General features: G+C 62.6%; 26 protein-coding genes. 11 read left to right on the forward strand and 15 right to left on the reverse strand.

Translation table 11 applies throughout. The features are described from left to right. Nucleotides 1-11: 11 nt before the first annotated feature. Nucleotides 12-278, reverse strand: a complete 267-nt coding sequence (locus tag APH25_RS12910; RefSeq protein WP_236403231.1) for a GIY-YIG nuclease family protein — start codon at nucleotides 276-278, stop codon at nucleotides 12-14. A gap of 82 nt (nucleotides 279-360) precedes the next feature. Between APH25_RS12910 and APH25_RS12915 the strand changes: the two genes are divergently transcribed. Next, nucleotides 361-1,233, forward strand: coding sequence for a hypothetical protein (locus APH25_RS12915; protein ID WP_156333162.1), 873 nt, complete (start codon nucleotides 361-363; stop codon nucleotides 1,231-1,233). On the opposite strand, the gene APH25_RS12920 is transcribed toward APH25_RS12915, so the two are convergent. The 13 genes from APH25_RS12920 to APH25_RS12980 all read right to left on the reverse strand — a co-directional run bounded on the left by APH25_RS12920 (nucleotide 1,212) and on the right by APH25_RS12980 (nucleotide 11,772). Then, complete coding sequence (locus APH25_RS12920; protein ID WP_060482211.1) at nucleotides 1,212-1,697, reverse strand: nuclear transport factor 2 family protein; 486 nt, start codon at nucleotides 1,695-1,697, stop codon at nucleotides 1,212-1,214. The genes APH25_RS12915 and APH25_RS12920 overlap by 22 nt on opposite strands. A 67-nt stretch (nucleotides 1,698-1,764) precedes the next feature. After that, nucleotides 1,765-3,045 carry an MFS transporter gene (locus tag APH25_RS12925; protein WP_060482212.1) on the reverse strand — a complete coding sequence of 427 codons (1,281 nt, stop codon included), beginning with the start codon at nucleotides 3,043-3,045 and terminating at the stop codon, nucleotides 1,765-1,767. A gap of 12 nt (nucleotides 3,046-3,057) precedes the next feature. Next, nucleotides 3,058-3,705 (reverse strand): FadR/GntR family transcriptional regulator, encoded by a 648-nt coding sequence (locus tag APH25_RS12930; protein ID WP_060482213.1) that lies wholly within the window; start codon nucleotides 3,703-3,705, stop codon nucleotides 3,058-3,060. A 141-nt stretch (nucleotides 3,706-3,846) separates the two neighbouring features. Then, complete coding sequence (gene hisC, locus APH25_RS12935; protein ID WP_060482214.1) at nucleotides 3,847-4,893, reverse strand: histidinol-phosphate transaminase; 1,047 nt, start codon at nucleotides 4,891-4,893, stop codon at nucleotides 3,847-3,849. Between the two features lie 2 nt (nucleotides 4,894-4,895). Further along, nucleotides 4,896-6,221, reverse strand: coding sequence for a histidinol dehydrogenase (hisD, locus tag APH25_RS12940; protein ID WP_060482215.1), 1,326 nt, complete (start codon nucleotides 6,219-6,221; stop codon nucleotides 4,896-4,898). A 130-nt stretch (nucleotides 6,222-6,351) separates the two neighbouring features. Continuing rightward, entirely contained in the window at nucleotides 6,352-6,987 is a 636-nt protein-coding gene (gene hisG / locus APH25_RS12945; protein ID WP_028631517.1) for an ATP phosphoribosyltransferase, read from the reverse strand. A 91-nt stretch (nucleotides 6,988-7,078) separates the two neighbouring features. Then, nucleotides 7,079-8,344, reverse strand: coding sequence for a UDP-N-acetylglucosamine 1-carboxyvinyltransferase (gene murA / locus APH25_RS12950; protein WP_028631518.1), 1,266 nt, complete (start codon nucleotides 8,342-8,344; stop codon nucleotides 7,079-7,081). A gap of 23 nt (nucleotides 8,345-8,367) precedes the next feature. Then, on the reverse strand, nucleotides 8,368-8,607 hold the full coding sequence (locus APH25_RS12955) for a BolA family protein (RefSeq protein WP_028631519.1): 240 nt from the start codon (nucleotides 8,605-8,607) through the stop codon (nucleotides 8,368-8,370). Between the two features lie 117 nt (nucleotides 8,608-8,724). After that, nucleotides 8,725-9,027 carry a lipid asymmetry maintenance protein MlaB gene (locus tag APH25_RS12960; protein WP_060482216.1) on the reverse strand — a complete coding sequence of 101 codons (303 nt, stop codon included), beginning with the start codon at nucleotides 9,025-9,027 and terminating at the stop codon, nucleotides 8,725-8,727. Then, on the reverse strand, nucleotides 9,024-9,671 hold the full coding sequence (locus APH25_RS12965) for a phospholipid-binding protein MlaC (protein ID WP_060482217.1): 648 nt from the start codon (nucleotides 9,669-9,671) through the stop codon (nucleotides 9,024-9,026). Before APH25_RS12965 ends, APH25_RS12960 begins: the two co-directional genes overlap by 4 nt. 9 nt (nucleotides 9,672-9,680) lie before the next feature. After that, on the reverse strand, nucleotides 9,681-10,166 hold the full coding sequence (gene mlaD, locus APH25_RS12970) for an outer membrane lipid asymmetry maintenance protein MlaD (protein WP_028631522.1): 486 nt from the start codon (nucleotides 10,164-10,166) through the stop codon (nucleotides 9,681-9,683). After that, nucleotides 10,166-10,963, reverse strand: coding sequence for a lipid asymmetry maintenance ABC transporter permease subunit MlaE (mlaE, locus tag APH25_RS12975; protein WP_028631523.1), 798 nt, complete (start codon nucleotides 10,961-10,963; stop codon nucleotides 10,166-10,168). Before mlaE ends, mlaD begins: the two co-directional genes overlap by 1 nt. After that, a complete protein-coding gene (locus APH25_RS12980; protein ID WP_028631524.1) occupies nucleotides 10,963-11,772 on the reverse strand; it encodes an ATP-binding cassette domain-containing protein in 810 nt (269 codons plus the stop codon). Before APH25_RS12980 ends, mlaE begins: the two co-directional genes overlap by 1 nt. A gap of 247 nt (nucleotides 11,773-12,019) precedes the next feature. Between APH25_RS12980 and APH25_RS12985 the strand changes: the two genes are divergently transcribed. The 10 genes from APH25_RS12985 (at nucleotide 12,020) to APH25_RS13030 (ending at nucleotide 19,033) form a co-directional block, all read left to right on the forward strand. Continuing rightward, nucleotides 12,020-12,994: an SIS domain-containing protein gene (locus APH25_RS12985; RefSeq protein WP_060482218.1), complete on the forward strand. Its 975-nt coding sequence runs from the start codon at nucleotides 12,020-12,022 to the stop codon at nucleotides 12,992-12,994. A gap of 12 nt (nucleotides 12,995-13,006) precedes the next feature. Continuing rightward, complete coding sequence (locus APH25_RS12990) at nucleotides 13,007-13,531, forward strand: HAD family hydrolase (RefSeq protein ID WP_028631526.1); 525 nt, start codon at nucleotides 13,007-13,009, stop codon at nucleotides 13,529-13,531. A gap of 8 nt (nucleotides 13,532-13,539) precedes the next feature. Further along, on the forward strand, nucleotides 13,540-14,112 hold the full coding sequence (lptC, locus tag APH25_RS12995; protein WP_028631527.1) for an LPS export ABC transporter periplasmic protein LptC: 573 nt from the start codon (nucleotides 13,540-13,542) through the stop codon (nucleotides 14,110-14,112). Next, nucleotides 14,099-14,623 carry a lipopolysaccharide transport periplasmic protein LptA gene (lptA, locus tag APH25_RS13000; protein ID WP_028631528.1) on the forward strand — a complete coding sequence of 175 codons (525 nt, stop codon included), beginning with the start codon at nucleotides 14,099-14,101 and terminating at the stop codon, nucleotides 14,621-14,623. The genes lptC and lptA overlap by 14 nt, the downstream gene beginning before the upstream one ends. After that, nucleotides 14,624-15,349: an LPS export ABC transporter ATP-binding protein gene (gene lptB / locus APH25_RS13005; RefSeq protein ID WP_028631529.1), complete on the forward strand. Its 726-nt coding sequence runs from the start codon at nucleotides 14,624-14,626 to the stop codon at nucleotides 15,347-15,349. A 176-nt stretch (nucleotides 15,350-15,525) separates the two neighbouring features. Beyond that, nucleotides 15,526-17,019 (forward strand): RNA polymerase factor sigma-54, encoded by a 1,494-nt coding sequence (locus APH25_RS13010; protein ID WP_060482219.1) that lies wholly within the window; start codon nucleotides 15,526-15,528, stop codon nucleotides 17,017-17,019. A gap of 79 nt (nucleotides 17,020-17,098) precedes the next feature. Beyond that, nucleotides 17,099-17,407 (forward strand): ribosome hibernation-promoting factor, HPF/YfiA family, encoded by a 309-nt coding sequence (gene hpf / locus APH25_RS13015; protein ID WP_003255135.1) that lies wholly within the window; start codon nucleotides 17,099-17,101, stop codon nucleotides 17,405-17,407. Nucleotides 17,408-17,419: 12 nt separating this feature from the next. Next, a complete protein-coding gene (ptsN, locus tag APH25_RS13020) occupies nucleotides 17,420-17,884 on the forward strand; it encodes a PTS IIA-like nitrogen regulatory protein PtsN (RefSeq protein ID WP_028631531.1) in 465 nt (154 codons plus the stop codon). A 2-nt stretch (nucleotides 17,885-17,886) separates the two neighbouring features. After that, entirely contained in the window at nucleotides 17,887-18,741 is an 855-nt protein-coding gene (gene rapZ / locus APH25_RS13025; protein ID WP_060482220.1) for an RNase adapter RapZ, read from the forward strand. A gap of 19 nt (nucleotides 18,742-18,760) precedes the next feature. After that, on the forward strand, nucleotides 18,761-19,033 hold the full coding sequence (locus tag APH25_RS13030; protein ID WP_028631533.1) for an HPr family phosphocarrier protein: 273 nt from the start codon (nucleotides 18,761-18,763) through the stop codon (nucleotides 19,031-19,033). Between the two features lie 52 nt (nucleotides 19,034-19,085). Here the strand turns inward: APH25_RS13030 and APH25_RS13035 are convergent, their stop codons facing one another. Beyond that, nucleotides 19,086-19,979, reverse strand: a complete 894-nt coding sequence (locus APH25_RS13035; RefSeq protein WP_028631534.1) for a ZIP family metal transporter — start codon at nucleotides 19,977-19,979, stop codon at nucleotides 19,086-19,088. Nucleotides 19,980-19,990 lie beyond the last annotated feature (11 nt).

Raw genomic sequence — 19,990 nt, forward strand, 5'->3', positions numbered from 1 at the left:
CCCAGGCTACCCTAGACAGCGGCGGGTGCGGTATAGGAGGCCACCAAGGCCTCCTTCGCCGACTTGCGCAGCCGTTTGACCAGCCGCTCCTGCCGCAGGGCCTCGCCCTTGTCCGGCCATTGCTCCACATACACCAGCGCCTGGGCCGGGCTGGTCTTGAAATACCGCGCCCCCCTGCCGTTCTGGTGCGCCACGAAGCGCCGCTGCGGGTCGTCGCTGATACCGCAGTACAGCGAACCGTTGGCGGCCCTGACCAGGTACACATACCAAGGTTTCATTGCCTGACCCGGCACTTGTTCACTCACGACGCCTGCCCTTTCCATCATTAATTTGATGAGCCCACACATCGAGGGCTTCATCATGCTTGCTTGTAAAACCCGTATGTGGCTGACCGTCGCACTGCTAACGGCAGCCTCTGCCACCCAGGCGTCCATCGGCGAGAAAACCGCGCAGCGCATGCAGCGCAACTACGACGCTACCCCAGCACAGTGCGAAGGCAACGCCGTACCGGCCCATGCCTGCTCGGGGGTACTGCTCAGGTCCACCCGGCCATCCCCGCACTATCACACCTGGCATCATAGCCAGAACAGCAAGGACAAGGGCGGGGTTTCGTTCTCGTACCTGCGTCGCGATTTGCCTGTCACCCGGCTGGCCGCCGACGGGCGCAGCGGCTTCACCCTCTACCCTCTGCTGCAGCGGCCCAAGGGCTCGCTGCACTACGAGATGCTGTGCGCCTGGCCCACCGACGGTGACACCTGGGAGCGAGACAACCGGGGCTGCGGCGATAACCGCCAGACCCCTGAACGCGAAGCCGCCTGCCACGAGCAGGGCGTGCTCAGCGCCGAAGACTGGATAGCCCACTACAGGAAAACCGGCGACTATAAACGCCAGTGCGCCTTCGACATCCGCCGCACACGCGTGCCGGAGCGGGCCGACGCCTTCTACCAAAGCCTGCGCGGCCAGCAGCTGTTCGCACAGGAAATGCCGTTCCCCTGGAACGAAGTATTGGTAGGCGCCTGGGAAGAAGCCAGCGCCAATACCCTGCCCATCCAGTCGTTCTTCCACATCGAGGGCGAGTATGGTGCCTTGCAGCAGGCTCAGGCCGACCAGCAAGACTGGCACAAGACCTACGGCGGCTTCATACCGGTGATACGCATCCGCCTGCCGCAAGATGGCACTGAACGCGCCACCTTCAGCTACTACGAAAGCGATCAGGCCGTCGCGCTACCTTGAGCATGCTGGAACGCTCGCAGGCCCTTGAAGGCCTGCTGGCGTACCTTACCCTGCAGCCAGGGTGTCCAGCCCAGCAGCAAACCCAGCGTGCCCAGCGCCTGGCGCGACCACCCCCACAGGTCGAAGCTGTCGTCGTGCTGGTAGATCAGCCCGTCCCGAATCAGAAAACGCGCCTGAATGCGGTTGACCACCGTGCGCCCGGTCTGGGCAAACGTGTAGGTCGCCAACCACTGCGCCGCACCGCCGTGCTCATCCGCCCGCACCTTGTCGAAGGTAAGGGAGAACGCCTTTGCCCGCTGGGTGAGCATGCGCCACATGTCTGCGGCATCCTTGCCGCGCAGGGTGCCGAACACCGGGTCACTGAAGACGACATCGTCGCTGTAGCAGGCAGCCATGGCCTCGGCATCGAGGCGCTGGAAGGCCTGGTAGAAGCGGGTAATCAGTTCACGGTTGGCGTCGCTCATGGGCTCAGGGTCCTGGGAGGGCAAAACCGCACGATAATCCGCCCGGCTCGCGTGCGCCAGCGGCCTTTCAGACCTTCTCGCTGGTGACCTGGACATGCAGGGCACGCCCGGCCCCCAGGCCGAACACGATGGCCCCCAGGCCGATAATCGCAAATACCCAGCCCAGAGCTGCCCAGCCACCGGTCAGGTCGTGCACCAGCCCTACCGCGAAGGGCCCCATGGACGCCAGGGTATAACCCACGCCCTGAGCCATGCTCGACAGGTTGGCCGCCACATGGGCATCCCGGGAGCGCAGCACGATCAAGGTCAGCGCCAGGGCGAACGTGCCACCCTGCCCCAACCCCAGCACCACCGCCCAGCCCCACAGCCCGGAGAGCGGCGCATACAGGCAACCGAACAACCCACAGAGGGTCACCAGCATGACCAGCACGATCGCCAGCCGCTGGTCTTTGCCACGCGTGGCCAGCCAGGGGGCTGCAAGGGAGCTTGCCAGTTGCACGATCACCGAACCCGATAGCACCAGCCCTGCTTGCGTGGGGCTAAGGCCACGCCCGATCAGAATCGACGGCAACCAGCCAAAGACGATATAGGCCAGTGACGACTGCAGGCCCATGTACAACGTCACCTGCCAGGCCAGCGGGTCGCGCCACAGGCCGCGCACGCGGTAAGCAACCTTGTGCTGGCCGTGGCCTTGGCGAGCCTGGGGCAGCCACACCAACATGGCCACCAAGGCGGGCAGCATCCAGAACCCTAGCCCCAGGGCCCAGCTGTTATCGAAATACTGGGCCAGCGGCACCGTGGCCCCGGCCGCCATGGCTGCGCCGAGGCACAAGGCCATGGTGTACACGCCCGTCAGGGTTCCAGCATGCTGAGGGAAGTCACGCTTGACGATACCGGGTAGCAAGACCCCGATAATGCCGATGCTGGCCCCTGCCACCAGGCTACCCATGAACAGCCCTGTTGCCCCCAGCGTACTGCGCAGCACAATGCCCAGCGCCAGGGTGACAAGAATCACCAGCACCACGCGCTCGCTGCCCAGACGACGCGCCAGTAACGGCGCCAGTGGCGCGAACAGGCCCAGGCACAACACCGGCAAGGTGGTCAGCAACCCGGCCTGGGCGGCGCTGAGCCCCAGCCCGTCGGACACCTGGCCCAACACGGGTGCCATGCTCGACAACGCCGGGCGCAGGTTCAATGCCACCAGCACCAGGCCGAGCAGCAGCAGCCAGGGGCGCGGCGTAACCGCCGGTTGCGCCTGCACCTGCTCGTCATCGGCCTCGGCATCGATCAGCAACGGGTCGAGGTCCGCCGTGCCGGGTGGGTTGGTACGGATCGTGGAATCAGACATGGGCTTCTCGTATCAGGATTCGATGAGGGTACGGCTCAGGCGCTTGGCCCGCTGGGCATCGCGTTGTTCGATAGCGTCGAGGATTTGCCCATGCAGGTCGAACGTGGCTTGGCAACGGGGGACCGTGGCCATGTTGTGCTGCAAGGCCGCAGCCACCACACCGGAAAAATAGCGGTACAGCTCACTGAGTGCCGGGTTGTGGGCCGCATCGACCAGACGCTGGTGGAACACCAGGTCACAGGCGACGTAGGCGTCCACATCACCGTGGAAATGGCCGGCGCTGCCCTTCAGGGCCTCCCGCAGGCGCTGCAGATCCGTGTCGGTACGGCGCAGGGCTGCCAGTGCAATGGCCTCGGTTTCCAGAATGTGGCGGGTTTCCCGTGCCTGCTCAGGAGTGCACTGGGTCATGGCCTGTACAGCGTGCAAAGGGTCCTGAGCGGTGCGCAGGTAGCTGCCATCCCCCTGGCGGATTTCCACCAAGCCACTGAATGCCAGCACGCGCATGGCCTCGCGCACGGTATTGCGGCTGATCCCCAACTGAAGGGCCAGTTCAGGCTCCGTGGGCAGCCGCTCACCGACCAACCAGGCGCCTTGCGAGATACGCTCGCGCAACTGGTCCACCGCCTGCTCAACCAACGAGCGTTTTATTAACAAGGACATCGGTACATCCAGTCATCGGACGAATTAGCGATCAAAATAATGCATCTCTGACCGCTCAACAATCGTTTATCGCCAGATAAGGTGGGGTAGCCGGTTTGCACCGCACCTTATCCCGGCCAGCCCCTAGCTGTGTGGATAATGTCAGCCCAGTGCATCCAGCAATGCCTGGTTCATCTCAGGCGTACCGATGGTAATGCGCAGGAACTGATCAATACGCGCCTGCTTGAAGTGGCGCACGATCACGCCTTGCTCGCGCAAACGCGCCGCCAACTCCCCGGCATCCTGTTGTGGATGGCGGGCGAATACAAAGTTGGCAGCAGACGGCAGCACTTCGAAGCCCTTGGCCTGCAGCTGCGCGACCAGCTTTTCGCGGCTGTCGATGACCTTGCGGCAGGTCTGGTCGAAATAGGCGCGGTCCTCGAATGCCACTGCCGCGCCGACGATGGCGGCGCGGTCCAGCGGGTACGAGTTGAAGCTGTTCTTGATCCGCTCCAGCGCCTCGATCAGGTCCGGGTGGCCCACCGCCAACCCAACCCGCAGGCCGGCCAACGACCGCGATTTCGACAGGGTCTGGGTCACCAGCAGGTTGTCGTAGCGGTTTACCAGGCTGATGGCCGTTTCGCCGCCAAAGTCGATGTAGGCTTCATCCACCACCACCACCGAATCCGGGCTGGCCTGCAGCAACTGCTCCACGGCCTGCAGAGGCAACAGGCAGCCAGTGGGCGCGTTGGGGTTGGGGAAGATGATGCCCGCGTTCGGCTTGCGGTAATCCTCCACGCGGATCTGGAACTGCTCATCCAACGGCACCTGTTCGAAGGCGATGCCATACAGGCCGCAGTACACCGGGTAGAAGCTGTAGCTGATGTCCGGGAACAGCAGCGGCGCGTCGTGCTGGAACAGGCCATGGAAGATGTGCGCCAGCACCTCGTCCGAGCCGTTACCTACGAATACCTGCGCCGGGGCGACGCCGTAGTACTCCGCGACCGCCTGCTTGAGGCGGTCACCGTTGGGGTCCGGGTAGAGGCGCAGGTTTTCGCCCAGCTCCCCGCGCATGGCTTCCACCGCTTTAGGCGATGGGCCGTAGGGGTTCTCGTTGGTATTGAGCTTGACCAGGCGCGCCAGCTTGGGCTGCTCGCCGGGGACGTAAGGCACCAGGTCCTTGACGAAAGGGCTCCAGAATCGACTCATGCTCAGTTCCCCTTCTCTTGGCTCAGGATGCGGTATTCGGCGCTACGGGCGTGGGCGGTCAGGGACTCACCGCGGGCCAGTACCGAGGCAGTGCGGCCCAGTTCGGAGGCGCCCTGCTCGGAGCAATAGATGATCGACGAACGCTTCTGGAAGTCGTACACCCCCAGCGGCGACGAGAAGCGCGCAGTGCCGGAGGTGGGCAGCACGTGGTTGGGGCCTGCGCAATAGTCGCCCAGCGCTTCGCTGGTGTGGCGGCCCATGAAGATCGCACCGGCGTGGCGAATGTACGGCAACCAGGCCTGCGGGTCAGCCACCGACAACTCCAGGTGCTCAGGGGCGATACGGTTGGCCACCTCGATTGCCTGCTGCATGTCCCGCACCTGGATCAGGGCGCCGCGACCATTCACCGATTTCTCGATGATCTCGGCGCGTTCCATGGTCGGCAGCAACTTGCTGATGCTGGCTGCCACGCGGTCGAGGAAATCGGCATCCGGGCTGACCAGAATGGCCTGGGCGTCTTCGTCGTGCTCTGCCTGGGAGAACAGGTCCATGGCAATCCAGTCCGGGTCGGTCTGGCCGTCACACACCACGAGAATTTCCGACGGCCCGGCGATCATGTCGATGCCTACCTGGCCGAACACGTGGCGCTTGGCGGTGGCCACGTAGATGTTGCCCGGGCCGACGATCTTGTCCACCTGGGGCACGCTCTCGGTGCCATAGGCCAGGGCAGCCACCGCCTGGGCGCCGCCCACCGTGAACACTCGGTCCACACCGGCAATGCAGGCTGCGGCCAGCACCAGCTCGTTGACCTCGCCACGCGGGGTCGGCACCACCATGACCACTTCGGTGACACCCGCCACCTTGGCCGGAATCGCGTTCATCAGCACCGAGGACGGGTAGGACGCCTTGCCACCCGGCACATAAAGGCCGGCGCGGTCCAATGGCGTGACCTTCTGCCCCAGCACGGTACCGTCAGCCTCGGTGTACTGCCACGAGTCCTGCTTCTGCCGCTCGTGGTACATGCGCACGCGGTCGGCTGCCTTCTCAAGGGCTGCACGCTGCTCGTCGGTGATGCGGGTAAGCGCCAGTGCAAGGCGCTCGCGGCCCAGAATGAGGTCGTCGATGCAGCTAGCCTCTACCCCGTCGAAACGCTGGGTGAACTCTACAAGGGCAGCATCGCCACGCTCACGCACGGCCTTGATGATATCGAGTACACGCTGGTTGACCGCTTCGTCGGACACGCTCTCCCAGCTCAGCAGATGATCCAGATGCCGAGCGAAATCCGGGTCAGCAGCGTTGAGACGGGCAATTGCGGTGGACACGGTCATGGCGAGGGCCTCGATTGATAGCGAATGCTCAGGCGCCCTAGGCTACCAGTCCATCCGCACGGGCACCCGAGAAAAGTGGCTATGACGCGGATAGACGGGCGCGACAGCCAACGCTGCGCGCAGGAAGTCGTCAGCCGCGGTGTCGCGATTCGACCGCTTGGCGCAGCGTGTCGATCAGGCTCTGGATGCGGGCGTGCTGCATTTTCATGGAGGCCTTGTTGACCACCAGGCGCGAGCTGATGTGCGCGATCATTTCCTGGGGCTCCAGGCCATTGGCACGCAAGGTGTTACCGGTGTCGACCACATCGATGATCTTGTCGGCCAGGTTGATCAGGGGTGCCAGCTCCATCGAGCCATACAGCTTGATGATGTCGACCTGGCGACCCTGCTCGGCATAGTAACGCTTGGCCACGTTCACGAACTTGGTGGCCACGCGCAGGCGGCCCTTGGGCTCGGGCGCGCCGACCACGCCAGCGGTCATCAGCTTGCAGCGGGCAATCTGCAGATCCAGGGGCTCGTAAAGGCCCTGCCCACCGTACTCCATCAGCACGTCCTTGCCTGCCACACCCAGGTCGGCGGCGCCGTGTTCGACATAGGTCGGCACGTCGGTGGCACGCACGATCAGCAGGCGCACGTCGTCCTGCGTGGTCGGGATGATCAGCTTGCGGCTCTTGTCCGGGTTCTCGGTGGGAACGATACCGGCCTCGGCCAGCAATGGCAGGGTATCGTCGAGAATACGGCCTTTGGAAAGCGCGATGGTCAACATTGGAACGTCGGTCCTTAAGCAGCTACTGCCGGCCAGGTGGTGCACCTGGCCGCATTCAATTCGAACGGCGCGTCCTTGCGCCCCAGGGCAATCAGCCCGGTACGCGGCGGATCTTGGCGCCGAGCATCTGCAGTTTTTCCTCGATGCACTCATAGCCACGGTCGATGTGGTAGATGCGATCGATCAAGGTGTCGCCTTCGGCCACCAGTGCCGAGAGCACAAGGCTGGCGGATGCACGCAGGTCGGTGGCCATTACCGGGGCACCTTTCAGGGCGTTGACGCCGGTCACGATGGCAGTGTTGCCCTCGACCTGAATCTGCGCGCCCATGCGGTGCATTTCGTACACGTGCATGAAGCGGTTTTCGAAGATCGTTTCGATCACCGCACCGGTGCCTTCGGCAATGGCGTTGAGCGAAATGAACTGCGCCTGCATGTCGGTCGGGAACGCTGGGTACGGGGCCGTGCGCAGGTTGACGGCTTTCGGCCGCTTGCCGTGCATGTTCAGCTCGATCCAGTCCTCACCGGTGGTGATGTCGGCGCCTGCTTCCTTGAGCTTTTCCAGAACCGCCTCAAGGATGGTGGGGTCGGTGTCCTTGACCTTGACGCGGCCACCGGTAACGGCAGCGGCCACCAGGTAGGTGCCGGTTTCGATGCGGTCCGGCATGACGCGGTAGTGGGCCGAACCCAGCCGCGCAACACCCTCGATGGTGATGGTATCGGTGCCGGCGCCCTGCACATTGCCGCCCATGGCGTTGATGAAGTTGGCCAGGTCGACCACTTCCGGCTCGCGGGCCGCGTTCTGCAGCACACTGCGGCCGTTGGCCAGCGCTGCGGCCATCATGATGTTCTCGGTACCGGTCACACTTACGGTATCGAAGAAGAAGTGCGCACCGCGCAGGCCACCCTCAGGCGCCTTGGCCTTGATGTAGCCACCTTCAACCTCGATCTTCGCGCCCATGGCCTCCAGGCCACGAATGTGCAGGTCGACAGGTCGCGAGCCAATGGCGCAACCGCCTGGCAACGCCACCTCGGCCTCGCCGAAACGGGCAACCATGGGGCCGAGCACCAGAATGGAGGCACGCATGGTTTTCACCAGCTCGTAGGGTGCGACCAGGGTCTTGATGGTACGAGGGTCGATTTCCACCGCCAGCTTTTCGTCGATCACAGGCTCGATGCCCATGCGACCGAACAGCTCGATCATGGTGGTGATGTCGTGCAGGTGCGGCAGGTTGCCCACGGTGACCGGGCCATCGGCCAGCAAGGTCGCAGCCAGAATGGGCAGGGCTGCGTTCTTCGCGCCCGAAATGCGGATCTCGCCATCAAGGCGAGCGCCACCAGTAATAATCAGTTTGTCCATTGGAATCTCGCCGCCAAGTTGGCTCAGGTGCGCTCAGCCCAGGCTGCGCTGCTGAAAAATTTCATGGTTACCGCATGGATGCTGCCGTTGGCGATCCACGGATTCAGGTGAGCGTAAATCGCCTGCTGGCGTTTGACCGGGCTCAGGCCGGCCAACTCGTCGCTGATCACGTTCAGCTGGAAGTTGCAGCCTTCGCCTTCAACTTCGACCCGGGAACCCGGCAATTTTTCTTCAAGGAAGCTTTTAACTTCTATGGCCTGCATGCTCAACCTCAATCGGCGCCCGATGCGCACGGGTCGGCCATCATACAAAAAAGCCCCTCGCCTGCGAAGCCCAACAACGGGTTCGCTGACCGAGGGGCCATCATCCCAGCAGAGCCATCAGGTGGCCAGCACCTCGTCGAGGTCGTACACCTCGGCGATTTCCCGCATGTCATCGGGCATGCCGCGCACCTGGCAACGCTTGCCGGCAGCGCCGGCATCGCGCATGAACGCCAGCAGCAACGAAAGCCCGACGCTGGTGGAGCGCTGCACGGCGGAGCAATCGATCACCACGTCCACGCCCTCGCTGCCCGCTATCAATGCCTTGCCCTGCTTACGCAAGGCAGGCCCGCTGCGGTAGTCCAGCACGCCGGCAAGGCGGACCACGCCTGGCTCGCTCATGCTCGCGGTCGCTTCACTCATTTGACGGCCTTTTCTGGCGAACTGTCGGCGGTTTGCTTGGCCTTGGCCACTTCACCCGCCCAGCCGTCGATGGTCTTGTCCAGGTTGTTGCCATTGCGCTGCATGGCGTCAGCGAACTGATCGCGGAACAGCTTGCCGATGTTGATGCCATTGACGATGACGTTACGCACCTTCCATTCGCCAGCGATGTTCTCCAGCGTGTACTGCACCGGGTACACCGCACCGTTGTTACCGGTGACCTTCATGCCGACACTGGCACGTTTACCATCGTCAGACTTAGCCGGATCCACCACGATGCCCTGGTTGTTGTACTCCAGCAGGGCGTTGCCGTAGAACTGCATCAGGCTGCGCTTGAAGTTTTCCTGGAAGCGCTGCATCTGCTCAGGGCTGGCCTTGCGCGAGTACTTGACGGTCATGATGCTGCGCGAGATGCCATCGGCATCCACCACCGGGCCCAGGATGCGGTTCAGCGCGTCGTAGAACGCGCTGGGGTTGGCCTGATACTGCTGCTTGTTGGCCTTCAGGTCACCCAGCAATTCATTGGTGGTGCTTTGAATCACGTCATGAGGGGACTGGGCAGCCATGCTCATGAGAGGCAAGGCTGCCAGCAGGACCAGCAAGCCACGTCGCAGAATCGATATCATGGAAACTCCTCAATTAGCCGGTTGCGCGTCTCGGGGTTCCTTGCCAACAGTGTTGAGCAGGAACTTGCCAATCAGATCTTCCAGCACCAGCGCGGACTGGGTGTCATGGATGGTACCGCCGTCCTTGAGCACCTCTTCCTCGCCGCCTACGCTGATGCCGATGTACTTCTCACCCAACAGGCCTGCGGTCAGGATCGATGCAGTGGAATCGGTCGGCAGGTTGTTCACCGACTTGTCCAGCTGCAAGGTCACCCGACCGGTGAAGGAATCACGGTCCAGGTCGATGGCGGTGACTTTGCCGATGGTGACACCGGCCATGGTCACCTTGGCTCTGACAGTCAAACCGGCGATATTGTCGAAGTAGGCGTAAACTTTATAGGTATCGCTGGTCGGGCTTGCCGACAGGCCGCTGACACGCAGGGCCAGCAGCAGCAACGCCAGGATCCCGGCCAACAGAAACAGGCCTACACCGATTTCCAGGGTGCGGTTTTGCATCAGAAATCTCCAAACATCAAGGCGGTCAGAATAAAGTCCAGACCCAGTACAGCCAGCGAGGCATAGACCACGGTCCTGGTAGTGGCACGGCTGATCCCTTCTGAGGTGGGCTCACAGTCATACCCCTGGAATACGGCGATCCAGGTGGTGACGAAGGCGAACACCAGGCTCTTTATCAACCCGTTGAGCACGTCGTCAGTGAACGAAACACTGTTCTGCATGTTGGCCCAGAACGAGCCCTCGTAGACGCCCAGCCAGTCGACTGCCACCCACGACCCGCCCCAGATGCCCACCACGCTGAAGATCAGTGCCAGCAACGGTAGCGAGATGAAGCCGGCCCACAGGCGCGGGGCAACGATGTACTTGAGTGGGTCGACGCCGATCATTTCAAGGCTCGACAGCTGCTCGGTGGACTTCATGTTGCCGATTTCAGCCGTGAGCGCGGACCCGGCGCGGCCTGCGAACAGCAGGGCGGTGACGACCGGACCAAGCTCGCGCAGCAGGGTAAGGGCGACCATCTGGCCCACCGCCTGCTCCGAACCGTATTTGGTGAGGATGCTGTAGCCCTGCAGGGCCAGCACCATGCCAATGAAGGTACCGGACACCACGATGATGGCTAACGACAACACACCCACTGAGTACAGTTGCCTGGTCAGCAGCTGGAAACCGCCGCCAATGCCACCGCGACCGACCAGGGCATGGAACAGGAACAGGCAGGAGCGCCCCAGCACGGCCACTACATCGATTGCCGCGCGGCCGAACAGGCGCACGCGCTCAAGCATGGATTTTCTACGCATCAGCGCGCCCCCAGCAGATCGGCGCGGTAATCGGGCGCAGGGAAGTGGAAGGGTACAGGGCCATCCGGGTCGCCTTTCATGAACTGGCGGATACGCGGGTTATCCGACCCCATCAACTCGTCGGGGGTGCCCTGCCCCAGCACCTGGCCATCACCCACCACATAGATGTAATCGGCGATGCTGGCGGTTTCTGCCAGGTCATGGGACACGACGATGCTGGTGATGCCCAGGGCATCGTTGAGCAGGCGGATCAGCCGCACCAGCACACCCATGGCGATCGGGTCCTGGCCGACGAACGGCTCGTCGTACATGAGGATCTGCGGGTCCAGCGCAATCGCCCTGGCCAGCGCCACGCGGCGTTTCATACCGCCCGACAGCTCATCCGGCATCAGATCGATGGCACCGCGCAGGCCCACGGCCTGCAGCTTCATCAACACGATGTCGCGGATCATTTCATCCGGCAGCTGGGTATGCACGCGCAGCGGGAAAGCGACGTTCTCGAACACATCCAGGTCGGTGAACAGCGCGCCACTCTGGAACAGCACGCCCATCTGCTTGCGCGCGTCGAACAGGTCGCTGCGCGACAGCGTCGGCAGGTTTTGCCCGGCGACCCACACTTCGCCGCTGGATGGGCGCAACTGGGCGCCCATCAGACGCAGCAATGTGGTTTTGCCGCACCCGGATGGCCCCATGATGCCAGTGACCTTTCCGCGTGGGATGCGGATGTCGACATTGTTGAAAATGCTGCGCGAACCCCGTTTGAAGGAAACCCCCTTCAACTCGACCGCACAGGCGCTATCCACACTCATCTAGACTCCTTGCTAGTGCAGCCTCGTCCTAGTGGACGTCGGCCTTCATCTGGAAGGCACACGCCCCTGGGCAGGCTGAATAGCGGCGAACTATAGCACCGCTGGCAGCGCCGCCCCAAGGCTGCCAAACGCGTCGTTCAGCGTCACGACAGCCTGGGGGTACATTGCCTACGACAATCGAAAGCGTGAGGGTTTCATTCAATACCGCTATAATCGGCGCCTTTTCATCAGGCACCGCTTTTTCGACATGAGCCAATCCAGCGAGCTGATCCAATCCGCCCAACGCACCCTGCGCCTGGAACTCGAGGCTGTAGAGGCCCTGTTGGCGCGCATCGACGCTACCTTCGTCAAGGCCTGCGAGCTGATCCTGGCCAGCAAGGGCCGCGTGGTCGTGGTGGGCATGGGCAAGTCCGGGCACATCGGCAACAAGATCGCCGCCACCCTGGCCAGCACTGGCACACCAGCTTTCTTCGTGCACCCGGCCGAAGCCAGCCATGGCGACATGGGCATGATTACGCGCGATGACGTCATCCTGGCCCTGTCGAACTCGGGCAGCACGGCCGAAATCATTACCCTGCTGCCGCTTATCAAGCGCCTGGGCATCAAGCTGGTCAGCCTGACCGGCAACCCGGCTTCACCGCTGGCCCAGGCCGCCGACGTCAACCTCGACGCCGGCGTCGAACACGAAGCCTGCCCGCTGAACCTGGCGCCGACATCGTCCACCACAGCATCGCTGGTGCTGGGCGACGCCCTGGCCATCGCCCTGCTCGAAGCCCGTGGCTTCACTGCTGAAGACTTCGCCTTCTCCCACCCAGGCGGCGCCCTGGGCCGGCGCTTGCTGCTCAAGGTCGAGAACGTGATGCACGCGGGCGACGAACTGCCGCAGGTCGCCCGCGGCACCCTGCTCAAGGAAGCACTCCTTGAAATGTCCCGCAAAGGTTTGGGCATGACCGTCATCGTCGAAACCGATGGCACGCTGGCCGGGGTGTTCACCGACGGTGACCTGCGCCGCAGCCTGGACCGCAACATCGACGTGCATACCACCCTGATCGAAGACGTCATGACCGTGCACGGCAAAACCGCCCGTGCCGAGATGCTGGCGGCCGAGGCGCTGAAGATCATGGAAGACAACAAGGTGGGCGCCCTGGTGGTCGTAGACGGGCAGGACCGCCCTACCGGCGCCCTGAACATGCACGACCTGCTGCGTGCCGGCGTACTGTAAAGGAGCGATGCAATGCACCAGGACCTCATGCAACGGGGCAAAGGCGTCAAGCTGGCCGTGTTCGACGTGGACGGCGTACTCACCGACGGGCGCCTGTATTTCCTCGAAGACGGGAGCGAGTTCAAGAGCTTCAATACACTGGATGGCCAGGGCATAAAAATGCTCATGGCCTCTGGCGTGACCACCGCCATCATCAGCGGGCGCAAGACACCGGTCGTCGAGCGGCGGGCGAAGAACCTCGGCATCCCGCATCTGTTTCAAGGGCGCGAAGACAAACTGGTCGTGCTTGACGGCCTGCTCGCCGAGCTGGGCCTGAGCTATGATCAAGTGGCCTACCTGGGCGATGACCTGCCCGACTTGCCGGTTATCCGCCGGGTGGCACTGGGCATGGCGGTAGCCAGCGCGGCACCGTTTGTGCGCCAGCACGCCCATGGCGTCACGCAGGCACGGGGTGGCGAGGGTGCCGCCCGCGAATTCTGCGAACTCATCATGCAGGCCCAGGGCACCCTGGACGCTGCCAACGCCAACTATCTGTAAGGTTGCCCATGTTCAGCAAGAAAGCCAGAAACATCGTGCTGCTCGGGGCCATCGCCGCCCTGCTGGTAGCCGTCGGCTACTGGAACGTCAGCCCCGAGAGCTTCCTGGAGCAGCCCGCGGCGCAGGTGGACGAAAGCGCCATCGACTACTACGCCATCAATGCCCACAGCGTGCAGTTCTTGCCAGACGGCAAGCTGCAGTACGAAATGACCGCCGACAAGGTCGAACACCTGAAGGCCAGCGAAGTCACACTGCTGACCACTCCGGACTTGCACATGTATCGCGGTACGGAGTACCCGTGGCATGTACAGAGCGTGCGCGCCGAGGTCAACCCTGACGGCAGCGAGGTCGAACTGATCGACAACGTGCGGATCGCCCGCACGGACGAAAAGAAGCGTGAAACCATCATTACCAGCTCGCGCATGACCGTGTTCCCGCAGAAGGAATATGCGCAGACCGAGCAAGCCGTTAGAATCGACGGCGCCGGTGGCACGACTACGGGCAAAGGTATGAAAGCGTATTTGAAAGAAGGCAGGATGGACCTGCTCTCTAACGTAAGAGGACAGTATGAGGCTCGTTAAAACCCTCCCCCTTTTGCTCAGCCTGAGCGCAGCACTGGGAAGCGCGAGCGCCCTCGCCCTGCCAAACGACCGTGATCAGCCCATTCGCATCCAGGCCGACAACGCTCACCTGGACGACAAGAAAGGCGTGGCCACCTATACCGGCGACGTCATCATCACCCAGGGTTCGATGATGATCAAAGGCAATACCGTGACCATCACCCGTACCGCTTCTGGCGATATCGACGTGGTGACCTCGGTGGGCAACCTGGCCTACTTCGAGCAGCAGCAGAGCGCCGCCAAAGCCGACAAGATGAAAGGCTGGGGCGTGACCATCCAGTATCAGTCGCAAAAGGACCTGGTAGTGCTCACCGACCGCGCCAAGGTCGAAAACGAAGGCAACACCACCGAAGGCGAGAAGATCGTCTACAACACCCAGACCCAGGTTGCCACCGCAGGTCGTGGCGGCAATGTGACCACACCGCGTCAGCGCATCGACATGGTGATCCAGCCCAAGAAGAAGGCCGAGTAAATGGCAACCCTCAAAGCCCAGCACCTGGCCAAGAGCTACAAGGGCCGGCAGGTGGTACGTGACGTCAGCCTGTCCATCGACAGCGGCCAGATCGTGGGCCTGCTCGGCCCCAACGGCGCCGGCAAGACCACCTGCTTCTACATGATTGTCGGGCTGGTCCAGGCCGAACAGGGCCGTGTGCTGATCGACAACCTCGATGTCAGCCACCAGCCCATGCACGGGCGCGCCCGCGCGGGTATCGGCTACCTGCCGCAGGAAGCGTCAATCTTCCGCAAGCTGTCCGTGGCAGACAACATCAAGGCCATCCTGGAAACCCGCAAGGACCTCGACCGCGAAGGCCGTCGCCAGGAGCTGGAAAGCCTGTTGCAGGAATTTCACATCAGCCACATCCGCGACAACCTGGGCATGAGCCTGTCCGGTGGTGAGCGTCGACGCGTCGAAATTGCCCGCGCACTGGCCACCGCGCCCAAGTTCATCTTGCTGGACGAACCCTTCGCCGGCGTCGACCCGATTTCGGTAGGCGACATCAAGCAGATCATTCACCACCTCAAGGCCAAGGGTATCGGCGTGCTGATCACCGATCACAACGTGCGTGAAACCCTGGATATCTGCGAAACCGCCTATATCGTCAACGATGGCCGCCTGATCGCCGAAGGGGATGCAGAAACGATCCTGGCCAACGATCTGGTCAAAGAGGTGTACCTGGGCCACGAGTTCCGCCTCTGATCCCGGGGCGGGCCTGGGGCACGGCAAAAAAGCCTATCTATTGCGGGTCAAGTTGTTACAGTGCTCTAGGCAAACGCTACAATTTAAGGCATAAAACTTGCTTGATTTGGCGCCCCGGCGCCCTCGTGTAGTGGATGGCGCATGCGCGCCGGCGAACAAGGTACCAAGCCCCTGCCATGAAACCATCGCTCGTCCTAAAAATGGGCCAGCAACTGACGATGACACCGCAGTTGCAACAGGCCATCCGCCTGCTCCAGCTTTCCACCCTGGACCTGCAGCAGGAAATCCAGGAAGCCCTGGAGTCGAACCCGATGCTCGAACGCCAGGAAGACGGCGACGACTTCGACAACAACGACCCGATGGCCGACAACGCCGAAAACAAGCCGGCCGCCGAAACGCAGGACAACAGCTTCCAGGAAACCACCGTCAGCACCGAAAACATGGAAGACGGTGAGTGGAGCGAGCGCATCCCCAACGAGCTTCCCGTGGATACCGCGTGGGAAGACATCTACCAAACCAGCGCCAGCAGCCTGCCCAGCAACGATGATGACGAATGGGATTTCACCACCCGCACGTCCGCGGGCGAGAGCCTGCAAAGCCACCTGTTGTGGCAGTTGAACCTGGCGCCCATGTCCGACACCGACCGCCTCATCGCGGTCACCTTGATCGACAGCATCAACGGCCAGGGCTACCTGGAAGACACCCTTGAGGAAATCTGTGCAGGTTTCGACCCCGAACTGGACATCGAACTGGATGAAGTCGAAGCGGTGCTGCACCGTGTCCAGCAGTTCGAGCCCGCTGGGGTAGGCGCCCGCACCCTGGGCGAATGCCTGCTGCTGCAACTGCGCCAGCTGCCTGGCAGTACCCCGTGGATGGCCGAAGCCATGCGCCTGGTCAGCGACTTCATCGACCTGCTGGGTAGCCGCGACTACAGCCAGCTGATGCGCCGCATGAAGCTCAAGGAAGACGAACTGCGCCAGGTGATCGAGCTGGTGCAGAGCCTCAACCCCCGCCCCGGCTCGCAGATCGAGTCCAGCGAGCCCGAATACGTGGTGCCCGACGTGATCGTGCGCAAGGACAGCGAGCGCTGGCTGGTGGAACTGAACCAGGAAGCCATCCCGCGCCTACGCGTGAACGCGCAGTACGCAGGCTTTGTACGCCGTGCCGACACCAGCGCCGACAACACCTTCATGCGCAACCAGTTGCAGGAGGCGCGTTGGTTCATCAAGAGCCTGCAGAGCCGCAACGAAACCCTGATGAAAGTGGCCACCCAGATCGTCGAACACCAGCGCGGCTTCCTCGACCACGGTGACGAGGCCATGAAACCCCTGGTACTGCATGACATTGCCGAAGCGGTAGGCATGCACGAGTCGACCATTTCCCGGGTTACCACGCAAAAGTACATGCACACCCCGCGCGGCATCTACGAACTGAAATACTTTTTCTCCAGCCATGTGAGCACTGCAGAAGGCGGCGAATGCTCGTCCACGGCGATCCGCGCGATCATCAAGAAACTGGTTGCCGCGGAAAATCAGAAAAAGCCATTGAGCGACAGCAAGATCGCTGGTTTACTGGAGGCACAAGGCATCCAGGTAGCCCGTCGTACCGTCGCCAAGTACCGCGAGTCCCTCGGCATTGCACCGTCGAGCGAGCGCAAGCGACTGATGTAACCCTGAGATGCGCCACAGCGTTTGTGTGGCAGGTGCAACACCTGCCTCTTTATGCACGGGCAACAAAAGGAGAAGCTGTATGCAAGTCAATATCAGTGGACAGCATGTAGAAGTCACCCAGCCACTGCGCGATTATGTGCTTGAAAAGCTCGCCCGCGTGGAGAGTCACTTCGACAAGATCACCAACGTGCAGGTCATCATGAAGGTCGAGAAGCTGCAGCAAAAGGTCGAGGCGACCTTGCAGATTCCCGGCGGTGAAGTGGTAGCGAATGCCGAACACGAAGACATGTATGCAGCGATCGACGCCTTGGCCGACAAGCTCGACCGTCAACTGAAAAAACACAAGGAAAAACAGCAAAGCCTGCTGCAAGGTGCGGCTGCCCGCTGATCCCCCTCATCCATGATCCGACTTGAAACCATCCTGACCCCCGGCCGTTCCCTCGCGAACGCGCCGGGCGGCAGCAAGAAACGCGCCCTTGAAAAGGTCGCCGAGCTGATTGCCAAAGAAGTGCCAGAACTGGACGGGCAAACTGTCTTCGAAAAACTGATCGCTCGGGAAAAGCTCGGCTCCACCGGTTTCGGTAATGGCATTGCCATTCCCCATTGCCGGCTCGAAGGCTGCACAACCCCGGTCAGTGCCTTGCTGCACCTCGAAGCCCCTATCGATTACGACGCCATCGACGGCGCCCCCGTGGACCTGCTGTTCGTGTTGCTGGTACCCGCGGCCGCCACCGATGCTCACCTGGAGCTGCTGCGCCAGATTGCCAGCATGCTCGATCGCAAAGAGGTTCGCGAGCGCCTGCGTGCGGCCCCCAGCAGTGAGGCCCTGTTCCAGGTTGTCCTGGACGTACAGAACGAGCACTGAACATGCGCCTGATCATCGTCAGCGGCCGGTCTGGCTCCGGCAAGAGCACCGCCCTCGATGTCCTGGAAGACAACGGTTTCTACTGCATCGACAACCTGCCCGCCAGGTTGTTGCCGCAACTGGCAGAAACCGCCCTGTTGAACACCGAACTGCCGCAACCCAAGGTGGCCGTTTCGATTGACGCGCGCAACCTGCCCAGCCACCTGTCGCGCTTCCCCGAACTGCTCGAGGAGGCCCGGGCCCGGCACATCAAGTGCGATGTGTTGTACCTGGACGCCGATGAGGACACGCTGCTCAAGCGTTTTTCCGAAACCCGTCGCCGCCACCCGCTGACCAACGCCGACCGCTCGCTGGCAGAAGCCATACGTGTGGAGCGCGAATTGCTGGGCCCCATCGCCGACCTGGCCGACCTCAAGATCGATACCACACGTTTGAACCTGTACCAACTGCGGGATTCGATCAAGCTGCGCCTGCTGGACACCCCCGAACCGGGTACGGCGTTTTTGGTCGAGTCGTTTGGCTTCAAGCGTGGCATGCCGGTTGATGCCGACTTGGTATTCGACGTGCGCTGCCTGCCCAACCCGTACTGGAAACCTGAGCTGCGGGAGCACTCCGGGCTGGAGCAGCCGGTGATCGATTACCTTACTGCGCAACCCGATGTGCAGGAGATGTTCAACGACATCTCCAGCTACCTGCTCAAGTGGCTACCCCGCTTCGCCGCCAGCAACCGGGCCTACGTTACCATTGCCATCGGCTGCACCGGTGGCCACCACCGTTCGGTATACATCACCGAACGTCTTGGCCAGTTGCTGCAGCAAACCCTGAAAAACGTTCAGGTCCGTCACCGCGACCTCTAGCCCAAGGATCCGCCACGCCATGCCCGCCCGTGAAATCACCATCATCAACAAGCTGGGGCTGCATGCCCGGGCGGCAGCCAAGTTCGTCGGTGTTGCTGGCCGCTTCCCCTGCCAAGTCAAGGTTGGCCGGGCGCCGGACAAGCTGGTAGACGGCAAGAGCATCATGGCCGTGATGATGCTGGCGGCCGGCAAGGGCACACAGGTGCACCTGCACACCGAAGGCGAGCAGGACCAGCAAGCCATGGACGCCCTGGTAGCGCTGATCGAGAACTTCTTCGACGAAGGCGAGTAAATCGGCGGGGCCGCCGCAACCTTGTCGCCGATCCTTCGGCGACAAGGTGTGGTCAGGACATCGCAGTGTCCATCACCATCATCAGGCAGAAGCCCGTACACAGCCCCAGGCTGGCCAGGCGATGATGACCATTGCTGCGTGACTCCGGGATGATCTCCTGCGTGACGACCAACAGCATCGCACCTGCAGCGCACGCGAGCCCCAGCGGCAAGAGCAGTTCCGCCACGTTCACCAGCCAGGCGCAGATCACCGCGGCCACCGGCTCCACCAGCCCGGATGCAGCACCGATGAGAAACGCCTTGAAGCGTGGCATCCCTGCACCAGCCAGCACCAACGCGATAACCAGGCCTTCGGGCACGTCCTGCAGGGCAATGCCCATGGCCAGGCTGTCGGCATCGGCCATGCCACCCCCAGCTGATACGCCAATGGCCATGCCCTCGGGAATGTTGTGGGCAATGATCGCGAATACGAACAACCAGATGCGCGCTGCAATCACGGGCTGCCCCTGGGACGCCACGAGCGCCTGGGGCGAAGCACTGGAGATTCTGAGGTCTATCAGGAACAGGCACAGTGCACCGCCCAACAGGCCGGCACTGATCAAGCCGCCGGCGCCCCACGCGCTGAACCCGATGGCTTGCGCGGCCTCGAGCCCTGGCACGATCAGCGAAAAGGCCGTGGCGGCGAGCATGACCCCGGCGCCAAAACCCAGCAGGGTATCGGCCAACGCCACCGGCATGTTGCGGATGACCAACACCGGTACAGCCCCCAGCGCCGTACCCAGCGCACACAGCGCACCACCCTGCAGGGCACGCAACATGCGCGGCTCGAGGTCTAGCCAGGCCAGGCCGCGAGCCACCAGCAATGCAGTGCCAGCCAGCATCAACAGGGTGCCAAGCGCCAACCTGAACAACCGCACACTGTTAACCGACATCACCTGGGAGGGCATACCGATGCGAC

Source organism: Pseudomonas sp. NBRC 111119 (genome assembly GCF_001320125.1).
Lineage (GTDB): Bacteria > Pseudomonadota > Gammaproteobacteria > Pseudomonadales > Pseudomonadaceae > Aquipseudomonas > Aquipseudomonas parafulva.